Raw genomic sequence first — 15,221 nt, 5'->3', positions numbered from 1 at the left:
ACTCCTCACTCACTGTCTTTTTCGTTTCGAAGAAAACCTGCACTTTCTTCCGTCTCTTTAAGTGTTAGGCGATCGTCAGGGTTTTTGTTAAACGCTCGGGTTTGTTGATTAACTTGATGAATGGTACTTGCATTGGCTAAGTCTGATTCATTAGTGATTGAAGCGATGGTCTCTCTACCGCGTAAGAATGCTTTAATTTCGTCGACGATTTCCTTCAATTCTCCGTCGTTTTTGTTCATTCCCATTACAAAGCGCGGGGCTTCCAGATTGTTCATACCGCTAGTGGCGAATATAGAAGTGTTAATTCGGCTAGTAATGATCCACGGTGTGATACTGCTTCTAACTACGACATTTTCAGACCGTGTAGAATCGTGAATTGCCATACCTGTTGAAACTCTAGACTCGGTATACGTGCCTTCGGTTTTCATGTACATAAGCAAAGAGTTAAAGTTCAGCTCGCCCCAAAACATGTGAGACGCGTTGTTTAAAATACTTCCTGCCGCTCTGAAAGTAAGCCAAGCGAATATCAGCATGAGCAAATTATTGACCATAGAGAAAGCATTGTTCAACAGTGCGCTGTTATCTACACCGATATTGATAACCAGATGTAGTAGCTCAGCGAGCTGTACGCCAGATGAGTAAAACAATACCGCGGCAACAACGACGGCAACTTGCGCAATGGCGCTCAGCGCTACTTTAGCCCCTCTGGGTAATGCCAACCCCTCACTGAGGGTTGGCTGAGTTTCTATCAGTAATTCCCCTTCGAAACTACCCTTCCCTTCAGCCTGCTCTTTAAGCTTAGGAACAAAGTCTGCGTATATTCTGTTTGGGACTTCCTTGTAACGACGGTTGGCAAGCACGATGTTTTCTATATTGATAAAAATCTCATTGGGATGAACAGACTCTTGCATGTTTGCTCGAAATTCGCTGACTTCAGTTTGTGGTGTCACTAAATCCATGCGCTTTTTAAGTAATGGAAATACAAGACCTATCACCACGCCGATACTGATGAAAAGGTATACAAAGTTCAGCCAAGCGCTAAAAAAAGCGTGTTCTTCAGACCAGGTTTTAAGTTCATTGATATTACTTCCCACCACACCATCGAGAAACACACCCGCACCAAGAGGAACGACTAGTGCTAATCCAATGATTACACCAATTGACAACCCTCCCGCTTTAGCAAGTTGCGAGTTTCCTTCGTTATGGATGCCCTTTGCCGTAGAGGTCCAGTTGGCAACAAAATAGATAAGCAATACCAAAGAAAGAACAGGCATAACGACAATTTTTGCGACTTCACCTGCAAAGCCATTACTTACTAAAAAATAAACGATGGCGTAGGTAACTAAGCCCACGATAAGTGTCGCCCCCATGGCTAAAATTTCTTGGGCAAGATGGCGTAGCGGGTAAGGTAAGAAAACAAGCTTAGGAAAAACGCTGTGAACTAGCCGAGCGAGCCAGCCTTTTGGCTCCTCAAAGGTAGTATTTCGTCTTCCCATAAGCATAGAGTGCAGTGACTCTTTTGAGTAAAGCAGGGATTTTTGCTCTGCGTGAGCAGCATCTTGTTCAGATTTTGAGAAGTTGTAGGCCAGTGAAGTGGGAACCGTTCTACCTACAAAAAAGCGCATAAGTTGAAGGATACCAACCGCCGTATGGCGTATTCCCGATACCACTAAAACAAAACCAACCGCTAGCAAGGTATAGCCTTTCACCTTGTTGGCGTCAAATATTGCCGGCACTGTGAAAACAACGTAAACCGCTAACAATAGCGTTAAGACACCACCCAGTGTTCTAAGCGCTCCTTCTGTCTTAAATGGGTTCTTTATCCCTAGCGTCTGAGAACCAAAATCATAAGCCATGATGCATCCTTTCGAAAACAAAAGGAAAAATCATACTTAGTGTAAGTAGATTGAGCAATGATTTTAAGTAGAGCGCCCGCCAGTCAGAGACTACAATTTTTTAAACTCGGGCTATTTACCGTTCTTAATCTACGTTAAACCCTGCAATAGTGCGTTGCAGTAACTGGTTGTTGCGCTGCATTTCATCAGACAGCTCAGACAATTGTTGTGCTATGTGAAGTTCGTGCCGCGCGGCTTCCTTAACCACTACTACATCTTTAGCTACCACTTCCGTGGTCACTGACTGTTGCTCGGCCGCAGACGACATATTATTCGCCATAAGCTCGAGCTCGCACGCTGCTTCTTTCACCTTTTCCGCAGTTTGCCGCCCTTCAATAGTTGTATTCATTGACGCTTCTATAGATACAACATTCTTGTTGATATCATCGACAACAATTACGCTAGCGTCCTTTAGGCTCACTAACAGCGTAGATATTTTATCTGACGATTCCCTGCTACTTTGTGCAAGCTTTCTTACTTCGTCAGCAACGACGGCAAAGCCTCGGCCATGCTCCCCTGCTCTAGCAGCTTCAATTGCTGCATTAAGTGCGAGAAGATTAGTTTGGTCGGAAAGGGTATTGATAGTTTCCAGTATATTTCCTATTTCGCTGACTTTCATTTCCATTTGAGCGGCATTAGATTGAACATTTCGAATATCATCAGAAAGCACTACCATGCTCTTTCGTATATTGTCGTTGGCTAAGAGCGAATGGTCAGCTAAACGACCTAGGCTTTGACTCGCATAAAGCGTTGCCAACGAAGAACTGGCAATCTCACGGCTTGTTACCGCCACCTCTTCAACCGCCGATGCAATATTAGTGATGAGTTGCTGAGTACTCCCAGCGTCACCTAGCATTTCAGCGCACGCCGTTTCTAAATTGTTTGATAATCGAGAGCTTGTGCTTATCGACTGGCCTAACCCCCCGAATAAGGTCACGTAAAGCTAAGATGGTTGTGTTAACAGTACGAGATGCATCACTTCTTTCGAAGCAACGGATTAATGAAAAGGTGATAAAACCTATACATCTACAACTGGTTCCAGAGCTAAGTATAGGCCTCTTTGTAAAAGCGGTAGATTTTCATACTAAAAATCGCATGTATTTTGGGATAGGAAAACGCAAAAGTGAGCTAGCGGGACAGCGTCATCACTTAATTTCATACTTAAAGTACTAGCGCAGCAGGAACAGGGCTAACCGTTGAGTTCAATCAATGCTTAATAAACAACAATACACAGGCAAGAAAATTAAAAAACGCTTTGGCTTAACAGATTACAAAACCATGATCGGATTCAGAAGTTTTGTGACGGAAAATATAGCCAGCAGAAGGACTCTGCTGGCTTGCGTAGTTAGATATATTCTACTTCGATGATTTCAACTTCAACTGCGCCGGCTGGCGTTTGAATCGTTACCATGTCATCAAGCTCTTTGCCTATTAGGCCACGAGCGATAGGTGAATTAACCGAAATCAAGTTGTTCTTAATATCAGCTTCGTCATCACCAACAATACGGTAGGTGGTTTCTTCATCGGTATCGACGTTTAGAATGGTTACGGTAGTACCGAAAATAACCTTACCCGTATTTTCCATTTTGGTAACGTCGATAATCTGTGCATTTGATAGCTTGCCTTCAATATCTTGAATGCGGCCTTCACAGAAGCTTTGCTGCTCACGGGCCGCGTGATACTCAGCATTTTCTTTTAAGTCACCATGTTCACGTGCTTCGGCAATAGACTCGATAATACGTGGGCGTGTTTTGGTTTTTAGCTCATTTAATTCGTCACGCAGCATTTGAGCGCCGCGCGCTGTCATTGGATACTGACTCATGAATACCGTCTCACTTAGCTAATAATTTAAACAGAAAAGTGCGCCGCGAAGGCGCACTTTTTATTCGTTCACACAAATGTAATATTGCTAGGATACCTCGTATCCTAGCGTATGTCATTAGTGTTTGAGTCTAGCGTGTAGTTCTTGCACTGACGCCACTTTATTGCGGTCATCAGCAGACTTAGCACGGATAGTTGCGAACGCTGCGTTCATTGTCGTGGTGTAGGTTACCTTGTTTAGCAAGGCTTCACGACGAATGTACACTGAGTCGGTGATGGCTTGACGACCTTCTGTTGTATTAATCAAATACGCGTATTCGCCATTTTTGATTGCATCAACAATATTAGGGCGGCCTTCAGACATCTTATTAACCACAGTACTCATGATGCCTGCATCATAAAGCTCGGTAGCTGTACCGCGGGTAGCTTCAATGCTGAAGCCCGCTTCAACCAACGCTTTTGCCAGAGCAATCATACGAGGCTTGTCGGTATCACGTACTGAAATAAGCGCTTTACCTTGCTTAGGTAGTGGCGCACCCGCACCTAAGTTAGCTTTAGCATAGGCTTCTTCGAAGGTATCGCCAACGCCCATTACTTCACCCGTTGAGCGCATCTCTGGGCCTAGCAGTGGGTCAACACCTTGGAACTTAGCAAATGGAAGCACCACTTCTTTCACAGAGTAGAAAGGTGGAATCACTTCTTCTGTTACGCCCTGCTCGGCTAGGCTCACGCCAGCCATTACACGTGCTGCAACTTTAGCAAGAGGTACACCCGTTGCCTTAGAAACGAATGGAACGGTACGTGCTGCACGAGGGTTAACCTCGATTAGGTATACTTCACCATCTTTAATCGCAAACTGTGTGTTCATCAGACCGACTACGCCAAGTTCAAGCGCCATGGCTTTAACTTGTTCGCGCATGACATCTTGAATCTCTTTTGAAAGCGAGTGTGGAGGTAATGAACACGCAGAGTCACCAGAGTGAACACCCGCTTGTTCAATGTGTTCCATGATGCCGCCAATCACTACGTCTTTGCCGTCGCAAATAGCGTCGATATCAACTTCAATAGCATCATCCAAGAAACGGTCTAGCAATACTGGCGCGTCGTTGGACACTTTAACCGCTTCATTAAGGTAACGCTTAAGATCTTTGAGGTCATACACGATTTCCATCGCACGACCACCTAGCACGTAGCTTGGACGAACCACTAGCGGGAAGCCAATCTCTTCAGCCATAGTTAGCGCTTGCTCAACGTTAGTTACCGTGGCATTCGCAGGCTGCTTGAGGTTAAGCTTGTTCACCATTTGCTGGAAGCGCTCACGGTCTTCGGCACGGTCAATCGCTTCTGGTGAGGTACCGATAACCGGTACACCCGCCGCCTCTAGTGCACGCGCAAGTTTAAGTGGCGTTTGACCACCATACTGCACGATAACGCCTTTAGGCTGCTCTTTAGCAACGATTTCAAGTACATCTTCCAACGTTACTGGCTCGAAGTACAGACGGTCTGATGTGTCGTAATCGGTAGATACTGTCTCAGGGTTACAGTTAACCATAATAGTCTCGTAACCGTCTTCACGCATTGAAAGCGCCGCGTGAACACAGCAGTAGTCGAACTCAATACCTTGACCAATTCGGTTTGGACCGCCGCCCAAAACCATGATCTTGTCCTTGTCAGTTGGCGCTGCTTCACACTCTTCGTCATACGTTGAGTACATGTAAGCTGTACTGGTAGAGAATTCTGCTGCACAAGTATCTACACGCTTGTAGACAGGGGAAATACCAAAGTCACGACGGGTTTCACGAATATCGCTTTCTGCCACTTTGGTTAGCTCAGCAAGACGCGCATCAGAGAAGCCTTTACGCTTAAGTGCGCGCATAAAGTCAGCATCAATACCTGGTAAACCAAGCTCTGCTACTTTAGCTTCAAGAAGAATAAGATCTTCAAGCTGTACAAGGTACCAGCGGTCGATATTGGTAAGGTTAAATACCTCTTCAACCGTCATGCCCATACGGAATGCATCACCGATGTACCAAATGCGCTCTGCACCAGGCTGACGAAGTTCATAAACCACTTTATTGCGTGATTCAGGGTCTTCAAGGTCAACCATTGGGTTAAGGCCTGTCGCACCTACTTCAAGACCGCGAAGGGCTTTTTGCAGTGATTCTTGCTGGTTACGGCCAATGGCCATCACTTCACCTACCGACTTCATTTGAGTAGTCAGTCGGTCGTTAGCACCGGCAAACTTCTCAAAGTTAAAGCGTGGGATCTTAGTCACTACGTAGTCGATAGACGGCTCGAAAGATGCTGGCGTAAGGCCACCTGTAATGTCGTTTGCTAATTCATCTAGCGTATAACCTACCGCAAGTTTCGCTGCTACTTTCGCAATTGGGAAACCTGTTGCTTTCGAAGCAAGTGCTGATGAACGCGATACGCGAGGATTCATCTCGATGATTACTACACGACCAGTTTTCGGATCTACACCGAACTGTACGTTTGAACCACCGGTTTCAACGCCAATTTCGCGCAGTACAGCCATCGCTGCATTACGCATTAGCTGGAATTCTTTGTCAGTCAGGGTTTGTGCTGGAGCAACTGTGATTGAGTCGCCGGTATGCACGCCCATAGGGTCGAAGTTTTCAATAGTACAAACAATAATGCAGTTATCTGCTTTATCGCGTACTACTTCCATTTCGTACTCTTTCCAACCTAGCAACGATTCATCGATAAGAAGCTCGTTGGTAGGAGAAAGGTCTAAGCCACGGTGACAAATTTCATTAAATTCATCAATGTTGTACGCGATACCGCCGCCGGTTCCACCCATGGTGAAAGACGGACGAATGATACAAGGGAAGCCGATGCGGCTTAGTACATCGTGCGCTTCATCCATGCTGTGCGCGATTTCCGCACGTGGACACTCAAGGCCGATGTTTTTCATTGCTTTGTCAAAGCGCTCGCGGTTTTCTGCTTTATCGATTGCATCTGCCGTTGCACCGATAAGCTCACAACCGAACTCTTCTAGTACGCCGTGCTTGTCTAGCTCAAGCGCACAGTTAAGTGCAGTTTGTCCACCCATTGTAGGTAAGATGGCATCTGGACGTTCTTTTTCGATGATCTTGCGAACTACTTCCCAGTGAATAGGCTCGATATAAGTCGCATCTGCCATTTCTGGGTCGGTCATAATGGTTGCTGGGTTAGAGTTAACCAAAATAACACGGTAGCCTTCTTCTCGAAGGGCTTTACACGCTTGCGCGCCTGAATAATCGAATTCACAAGCCTGGCCGATAACAATAGGGCCAGCACCAATGATAAGAATACTTTGTATGTCGGTACGTTTTGGCATAGCGGGCTAATTCCTACTGCTTGTGTTGTTCAATAAGTTCGATGAAGTGGTCGAATAACGGTGCCGCTTCATGAGGACCTGGGCTGGCTTCAGGGTGACCCTGGAAGCTGAACGCAGGCTTGTCGGTGCGGTGAATACCCTGCAGCGACTTGTCGAACAACGAAATGTGAGTTACTTCTAGGTTATCTGGCAAGCTAGACTCATCAACTGCAAAACCGTGGTTTTGGCTAGTGATCATAACTACATTGCGCTTAAGGTCTTTAACCGGGTGGTTTGCACCGTGGTGACCAAACTTCATCTTCACTGTCTTCGCACCACTTGCGATAGCAAGTAGCTGGTGACCAAGACAAATACCAAATACAGGCGTACCGGTTTCGACGATAGTTTTGATTGCGGTTACTGCGTAGTCACATGGCTCTGGGTCGCCTGGGCCATTTGACAAAAATACACCATCAGGATTCATGGCTAGTACGTCTTCAGCAGGCGTTTGCGCTGGTACTAGCGTAACTTTACAACCGCGGTCAGCTAGCATGCGAAGAATATTATTTTTAACACCGTAGTCAAAAGCAACAACGTGATATTTGAACTCGCTTGGTGTTACATAACCTTTACCAAGTTCCCAACTGCCTTCTGTCCATGTTTTTGGCTCAGTAATACTTACTACTTTTGCCAAATCCATGCCTTTAAGGCCGGGGAAAGCTTTTGCTTGCGCTAGTGCGCTAGACTCGTCTAATTCATCAGAGCAAATAATGCAGCCGTTTTGTGCACCTTTGTCTCGCAAGATACGCGTTAAGCGACGTGTATCAATGTCGGCAATACCCACAACGCCTTTCGCTTTAAGGTATTCAGACAAAGTTTGCTGTTGACGAAAGTTACTAGCAACAAGAGGTAGGTCACGGATGATTAGACCTTTCGACCAGATTTTATCTGCTTCGACGTCTTCTTCGTTAGTGCCGGTGTTGCCAATGTGTGGATAAGTAAGGGTGATGAGTTGTTCAGCGTAGGATGGGTCGGTGAGAATTTCTTGATAGCCGGTCATGGAAGTATTAAAAACGACTTCCCCAACGGCGGAGCCTGTAGCGCCTATCGCCGTACCTTTAAAAACAGAACCATCCTCTAACACCAAAAGGGCAGAATTAGCCAAGTCAACCTCCAGATTAAGGATAACTATGTGTTTGTGCAGTTTTCTGCACAAACCCCACAAAAAACGGGAGTTATTGATAACAATACATCCCGTTTTACGATCTTTGCAGCTAATAAAACCGCACTCTTCAGCCATTTTGGCGGCCTCAGAATACGAAATTCTGGCAAATTCCGGCGAGTATACATCACTGACCGAAAATGGCAAATTTATTTGTAATAATTTACTAAAATACCGCTTATACCACCATTTTTGCGCAGAACCACCGAAAGTACGGCTTATTGCTCATTTAAAGTGCAACTTTAGTTTAACACTTTGATAACGCCCTCAAGCTCGCCTGCTAATTTAGCTACAGCATGCTGGCATAAAAACGCCTATAGCTTTAAATCCAGTACATCAACCATGGAGTATAGACCAGGTTCTTTTCCATACAACCACTTTGCTGCATGCACTGCACCTTTCGCAAAAGTAAGTCGACTTGATGCCTTGTGCGTAATCTCCAGGCGCTCACCAATATCTGCAAATAAGGCTGTGTGTTCACCGACAATGTCTCCGGCTCGAATTGTTGCGAAGCCAATAGTACCTTGGTCGCGTTCAGGCTCTTTTCCTTCTCTGCCGTATACAGCGCAGGTTTTTAAATCACGGCCCAATTCGTCAGCAATGGCTTCACCAATGGCCATGGCTGTACCAGAAGGCGCGTCTTGTTTAAATCTGTGATGTGCTTCTGTTATTTCGATGTCAGCCGTTTCACCCAGCACACTTGCAGCTTGTCGAACTAGGGAAAGCATTAAATTTACGCCCACACTGTAATTAGCCGCAAATACGATAGGTATATGCTTTGCTGCTTCGTCGAGTGCCGCTAACTGTGAATCGTTTAATCCAGTAGTTCCAATAACAACAGGCATTTTATTTTTAACGCACCACGTAAGATTACTTTCAATAACCGAAGGCAGGGTGAAATCGATCATTACATCTGCATCATTACCACTTAAATCTGATAGCGCAGTACAATCAACGTCTTTTTTGCCAATGCCTGCAAGTTCGCCCACATTTAGTCCAACCCAAGGTGAATCATCGCGTACCGTTGCCACGCTAAGTTGTGCATCGTCACTTAAATCTAGCGCTTCAACTAAAACCCGTCCCATACGCCCGTTGGCGCCAAATAATCCTACTTTCATTTTTTCGTTTTACACTTTTATAAACCTTCAACTGTGAGGCATTTTGCCAAATGCCGTCACTATTGCAATGTGAGATTCATATTAAATAGGCATAACAAGGAATCGGTAAGATTTAACTACTACCAATCTGCATAGTTCTTTGCCAAAACTTCAAGCTCGGATGTAAAAAAATTCAGTACACGATGCTTAGGACATGTTGAGCTTTACTGCGCATTTTTGATGCAAAGATCAACATGTCCTAATTGCAACACTAAGACAAACAGAGGTTTTCTGCCGTTGGGCCTACTTGTTTTATAGAGTAAGTTAAGCGACGCTATGGCAATTAACAGATGACCGAGTACTTGTTCGTCACCGCTGAGCGGCAAGTGTGGATAAGTCAGAATACAACCCAACTAAATTTACTATGCAAAAAACTCTTATATGGGATATTCCCACCCGGCTTTTTCACTGGCTTATTGTAGCGAGCCTTTTAGCGCAATATGCAACAGTAGAATGGCTTGAAAACAAAGTGCAATGGCACTTTTACATTGGGTACTTCACCTTATTCCTTATCGTTTTCCGCATAATCTGGGGATTTGTTGGTACGCAACACGCCAAGTTCAGTAGCTTTATTACTGGTCCCAGAAAGGTTTTCAATTATATAAAAACCTTATTTAATAGGCAGTCCGAACCCGCTATTGGCCACAACCCTTTAGGCGGATGGTTTGTGGTCGTTATGCTAGTGTTGCTTGCTATACAAGCGGTATCGGGATTGTTCATGACCGATGATATTTTCTTAGACGGTCCCTATCGCCAGCTAGCCGGAGAAGAAACACTAGCGCTAATGAACACTCTGCATCACCTTGCCTTTGATGTGTTACTTTACGTTATCGCACTTCATATAGGCGCGGTAATATTTTACAGCGTGTATAAGAAGCAAAAATTGGTTCCCGCCATGGTGCATGGCAATAAGGAGTCAGCAACAGCAGGTATTACTGACTCGCGAATTCTACGTGCTTTTGTTGTGGCGCTCATCGCCGCAGCAGCTGTATATGTGGCTATTGAAGTATACCCGCCAGCCCCACAGGCAGATGAATATTACTACTAGCTAAACAGCCGTGGGCTTGTTGACCAAGCCCTTCTCTCGCATGAGCGTCTCAATCTCACTTACGCTTGACGGATCATCGATGGTTGAGGGTACGGCAACAGATTCATTGGCTGCAATTTGACGCAGCAGTTTTCGGAGAATTTTACCTGACCGGGTTTTGGGTAAACGATTGACGACGATGGCTCGCTTAAAGCACGCCACTGGCCCAATTTTATCACGAACCCGTTGAACCAAATCTTGTTCAAGTGCCTGTTCATCAACGGTAACGCCATCTTTTAGCAGTACCAAGCCAACTGGCAATTGCCCTTTCAGTGCATCATGGATGCCTATTACACTACATTCAGCAATGGCAGGATGTCCTGCAAGCACTTCTTCCATTTCACCGGTAGATAACCGGTGCCCGGCAACGTTTATGACATCGTCGGTGCGACCCATAATAAATACGTAGCCATCTTCATCTACGTACCCGTTATCTCCGGTACTGTAATACCCTTCGAATTCTCGTAAATAGCCATCGACAAACCGTTGATGGTCTTGCCAAATCGTAGTCAAACAACCTGGGGGAAGCGGTAACTTGATAGCAATAGCGCCTTTTTCACCGGTTACTTGCTGTTCATCACCACCTTGCAATACCTTTACGTTAAATCCAGGCGTAGGCACGCTTGATGAACCGGGTTTCGTGGCCAATGGTTCAAGCCCCATCGGGTTTGAACAAATTGGCCAGCCAGTTTCGGTTTGCCACCAATGGTCGATAACGGGAACACCAACCTTCTCGCTCGCCCAGAAATATGTTGGCGGATCTAGACGTTCACCCGCCATAAATAAGGTACGCAAGCTCGACGTATTGTATTTAGATAAAAACTCAGCATCAGGGTCCGCTTTTCGTATCGCTCTAAATGCTGTTGGAGCTGCAAAAAGCACATTCACTTTGTGAGACTCTATCATACGCCAAAATGCACCGGCATCAGGAGTGCCAATGGGCTTTCCTTCGTACAGTACCGTCGTTGCGCCTTTTATGAGCGGGCCATAGACAATATATGAATGACCGACCACCCAACCAACATCCGATGCAGCCCAAAAAATATCGTTCTCACTAATACCGTAAATCGCGCCCATTGAATAATGAAGAGCAACCGCGTGCCCGCCATTATCTCGAACGACCCCCTTGGGTTTGCCGGTTGTACCTGAAGTATAAAGAACATAAAGCGGGTCAGTTGCATCGACGGCAACAGGAGAAGCTGGCACGCTAGCTTCAACCAGAGAGAGCCAATCGTGGTCAATTGCTTCATTTAACTCAGCAATTAGCTGAGGGCGTTGATACAACACGCATGCCTGTGGTTTGTGCTCTGCCAATGATATTGCTTCATCAACAAGAGGTTTGTACGGTAGAACTTTATTGCCTTCAATGCCACATGACGCAGTAACAATAACTACCGGTTTTGCGTCATCTATTCGTACTGCAAGCTCATTTGCGGCAAAGCCACCAAACACCACAGAGTGCACAGCTCCCAAACGGGCGCAAGCAAGCATCGCGATCACTGCTTGCGGGATCATGGGCATGTAGATAATCACGCGGTCGCCTTTCGTCACACCCAAGCGAGATAAGCCGCCTGCGAACTCGGCAACACGGTTTAATAGCTCTTTGTAAGTAAAGTGCTGAGTGGTTTGTGTAACAGGTGAGTCATATATAAGCGCGGTTTTATCGCCACGACCATTTTTTACGTGATGATCAAGCGCTAAATAGCTGGTGTTAAGCTGCCCTCCCCTAAACCAGTCGAAGTAACCATTATCTGTAGGTTGGCATCCTTTTTGAGGAGGTTGAAACCACGCTAGCTTTTGTGATTGTTCTAACCAAAACTCATCGGGGTGCTGGGTCGAGGCAATATATTCATCTTTATAAGTCATAACCATGTCCTGAGTAGGGTTTATCTTCACCCTACGATAGTTACATGACATCTACTAATAAGACTTCAGGCGTAGATCGACTAACAAACTGATTTACATAAATTTAAACTTTATCTCCATATTTGATAACAAGAGGTATCGAAGCGGTTGTTTCAATGCATACTTGAATAAACCCTCAACTGCGTAAGGTTAACTACCTTCTTTATATTGCTTCTCACTAATTTTACTTTTCCAATCATCTACACTCATGGGTTTATCTAAGTAATATCCCTGAAATGCTCCGCAACCACATGCCTTAGCTTGATCTAATTGACCCGTTGTTTCTATTCCCTCAGCTACGGTATTTATGTGTAACGCTTTGGCCATGTTGCAAATACTTGTAACCAATAATGTTTTTTGCTGCGAGCATTCCATCGCTTCGACAAATACCCTGTCTACTTTCAGTTCGGTAATTGGCAAATCTTGAAGATAATTTAAATTTGAGTCACCAAGGCCAAAATCGTCGATAGACAAACTAAACCCTTGTTCCGCTAACTCTCTAACGCGACGTTGAATAACGCTCACCCCTCTTATCAATGCACCTTCAGTGAGCTCTAGAGTTAAATTTTTGTGTGACACGCGCCACTTATTTACTATTGCGACGAACTTCTTAACAAAATCAGCTCGCGCTAAGTGCTTTGCACTGATATTAACAGACAACTTAGTGTTAATTTTCTTTGACTGGCATTCACTAAGTAACCCGCAGGCTTCGTTACACACCCACAGCCCGAGTTCAGCAATAAAATCATTCTCTTCGGCAATAGGAATGAATTCAGAAGGGCTTACTGTACCCATATGAGGATGCTTCCACCTTAACAACACCTCTGAGCTTATAACGTTCTTCGTTGCATCGTATTGAGGTTGTAGCTCAATATATAACTCGTTGTTAGAAATAGCCCTGCTCAGAGAGTGTTTAATGTAATTGTACCGCTCGATATCAATTGCATTAACATGAAAATACTCGTGCTCCGAATTAAAAGTAGAAGTATTTTTTACCTCTCTTAAAGGTTTTCTCGACAATAGTTCTTTTATCTTTTTAAACGAAAAATGCTTCGTTGGAACCGTGCAACTTATGGTTTGCGTTTCAATATTTAAGAGGCTGTTGTGCAGGGTTATTGGCGCTAGCACGTGATCGTGGATAAGAATAGCGCAATCGTGTGCAGCATTTAGAGACTGTGCTTCTTCACTAAAATATTGATGAAGATGAATATAAAAAGCGCCTCTCTCACATTTGAATATACTGGCTGAATTGCGCTTGTTAATTTCGAATATGCGAATGAAGCGACTAGCCAAAATTCTCAGAATATAGTCTATCGTTGGCTCTCCAAACGCATTTTCGTATTCTTTTATGTTACAGATAGCAACGCGCATAAACGTGGCAAATGGTTTAGATGACTTGTCGTCATGAGCTTTATCGCCAAGGTATCGCTCAAATTGGTGTAAGTTCGGAAGACCTGTCACCGTATCGATTAAAGCGAGTTGTTTGTAATGCTCAATTTCGTGGTTTTGATTAGTGATATCGCGCACTGAGGCGATAATTAATTGTTGATTATGTACAGAGCATTTCGACAAATTAACTTCACAGGCAATACGTTTACCATTTTTATGGCGAAGACATTCGTTTACCGAGCCATTTTCGCTACACCATGCTAAACCCGCTGGTATGTTTATGAAACAAGAAGGCGCATCGGTATTTTGCACCTTGGTTGATATTAATTTTATATCTTGCCCAATCAGCTCTTCGGGCTCAAAGCCTAATACAGAATAAACGCGTTCATTTGCAGTTAGAATAGTGCCATGTTCATCTATGCTTAACACCACGCTATCCACATTATTCAATAAACTGGTCAGATAATCTGTGTAGTTATGTTGTGAATCCGATAGACGCTGTATTTCCGTTTCATCCTGCACTGCGCCATAAAGCCGGGTTAATTTAATTCCGCTAGCATTTCCTCGCTGAACTTGTAAGAACACGGTTAGTTTTATACTTTTTCTGCGACCTTGCTTGTCGTGAAATTCAAAGTGCTTTACGAACTCTCTATCTTCTTTAAGCGCTTTAAAAACGCGCTGCTTTAAGTCTCTTCTATCACTCGAGGTAAGCATATCGAGCACTTCATTAATGCCGACGCTTTTTACACGAGGTAAGCCTAATAAGGCTTTCATCACCTCAGTCAGAGAGAGTACGCCTGTGAATCTGTCAATCTCCCACGCGCCCACTTTAGAAATTGAACTCACCTCTTCTAACAAGGCAAGCTGTTCGGATAACTTGTCTGAATAGGGATGACGCGCCAGCTCATATTGGTAACTAAGCTCTACTTTTTGGCGCGTAATATCTATCAATGTATGTTGTAGAGGGCTCAATACACTGTGGCGTACAAAAGTGAGAACAACACCCATTACTTCATTTTGCATATCTCGCACGGTAGCAACTACTACATAGCTATCAGCATAATGTTCGAGTGAAGGGGGAAAGATAAAATCTTTGCAAGGTATTGGAGCGCTCAAAGGTGTAAGCGGGAGCATGAGCAATACATGTGAAGGAAAAACAACACTCTCGGCTTCTAATGATAGGTGGTTTACGTCGCAAGATAATACCGTTGCTCTTCCATTGCTAGGGTTTACCGAGGCAAGTAATATACACAGAGCCTCTGTTTTCGTTCGACTTTCATTGAGCAACACCGAAATGTTTTGCTGTGTTGTGCGCATGGTTGACAACATGCGTTCACTGCGTAAATCCATCTAAGCAAACCTTTTGATATCTCTTCGAATTCAGCACAAACGATAGCAGCACGACAATAAAAGGATGAAAAGTTGT

The 15,221-nt window shown here is 44.6% G+C and carries 9 protein-coding genes; 1 reads left to right on the top strand and 8 read right to left on the bottom strand.

Annotation, left to right across the window (positions count from 1 at the left end; genetic code table 11):
• Positions 1-5 precede the first annotated feature (5 nt).
• The 6 genes from MHN00_RS14795 to dapB all read right to left on the bottom strand — a co-directional run bounded on the left by MHN00_RS14795 (position 6) and on the right by dapB (position 9,375).
• Positions 6-1,856, bottom strand: coding sequence for a hypothetical protein (locus MHN00_RS14795; protein ID WP_239301594.1), 1,851 nt, complete (start codon positions 1,854-1,856; stop codon positions 6-8).
• A 124-nt stretch (positions 1,857-1,980) separates the two neighbouring features.
• Entirely contained in the window at positions 1,981-2,832 is an 852-nt protein-coding gene (locus tag MHN00_RS14790; RefSeq protein ID WP_239301593.1) for a methyl-accepting chemotaxis protein, read from the bottom strand.
• Positions 2,833-3,240: 408 nt separating this feature from the next.
• The gene (gene greA / locus MHN00_RS14785) at positions 3,241-3,717 is read right to left on the bottom strand and encodes a transcription elongation factor GreA (protein WP_014948981.1); all 477 of its coding nucleotides are present in this window, start codon (positions 3,715-3,717) and stop codon (positions 3,241-3,243) included.
• Between the two features lie 117 nt (positions 3,718-3,834).
• On the bottom strand, positions 3,835-7,056 hold the full coding sequence (gene carB / locus MHN00_RS14780) for a carbamoyl-phosphate synthase large subunit (RefSeq protein WP_075176286.1): 3,222 nt from the start codon (positions 7,054-7,056) through the stop codon (positions 3,835-3,837).
• A gap of 13 nt (positions 7,057-7,069) precedes the next feature.
• Entirely contained in the window at positions 7,070-8,200 is a 1,131-nt protein-coding gene (gene carA, locus MHN00_RS14775; protein ID WP_014948979.1) for a glutamine-hydrolyzing carbamoyl-phosphate synthase small subunit, read from the bottom strand.
• A gap of 371 nt (positions 8,201-8,571) precedes the next feature.
• Positions 8,572-9,375, bottom strand: a complete 804-nt coding sequence (dapB, locus tag MHN00_RS14770) for a 4-hydroxy-tetrahydrodipicolinate reductase (protein WP_014976121.1) — start codon at positions 9,373-9,375, stop codon at positions 8,572-8,574.
• 403 nt (positions 9,376-9,778) lie between these two features.
• On the opposite strand from dapB, the gene MHN00_RS14765 reads away from it, so the two are divergent.
• Positions 9,779-10,462 (top strand): cytochrome b/b6 domain-containing protein, encoded by a 684-nt coding sequence (locus MHN00_RS14765; protein ID WP_049586859.1) that lies wholly within the window; start codon positions 9,779-9,781, stop codon positions 10,460-10,462.
• Here MHN00_RS14765 and MHN00_RS14760 read toward each other — a convergent pair whose 3' ends face one another.
• Both MHN00_RS14760 and MHN00_RS14755 read right to left on the bottom strand, forming a co-directional pair.
• On the bottom strand, positions 10,463-12,367 hold the full coding sequence (locus tag MHN00_RS14760) for a propionyl-CoA synthetase (protein WP_239301591.1): 1,905 nt from the start codon (positions 12,365-12,367) through the stop codon (positions 10,463-10,465).
• A gap of 189 nt (positions 12,368-12,556) precedes the next feature.
• The gene (locus MHN00_RS14755; RefSeq protein ID WP_239301589.1) at positions 12,557-15,145 is read right to left on the bottom strand and encodes a bifunctional diguanylate cyclase/phosphodiesterase; all 2,589 of its coding nucleotides are present in this window, start codon (positions 15,143-15,145) and stop codon (positions 12,557-12,559) included.
• Positions 15,146-15,221: the final 76 nt, after the last annotated feature.

Source organism: Alteromonas sp. Cnat2-8, from assembly GCF_022348355.1.
Lineage (GTDB): Bacteria > Pseudomonadota > Gammaproteobacteria > Enterobacterales > Alteromonadaceae > Alteromonas > Alteromonas macleodii.
This window is presented reverse-complemented; position numbering and strand designations above follow the sequence as displayed.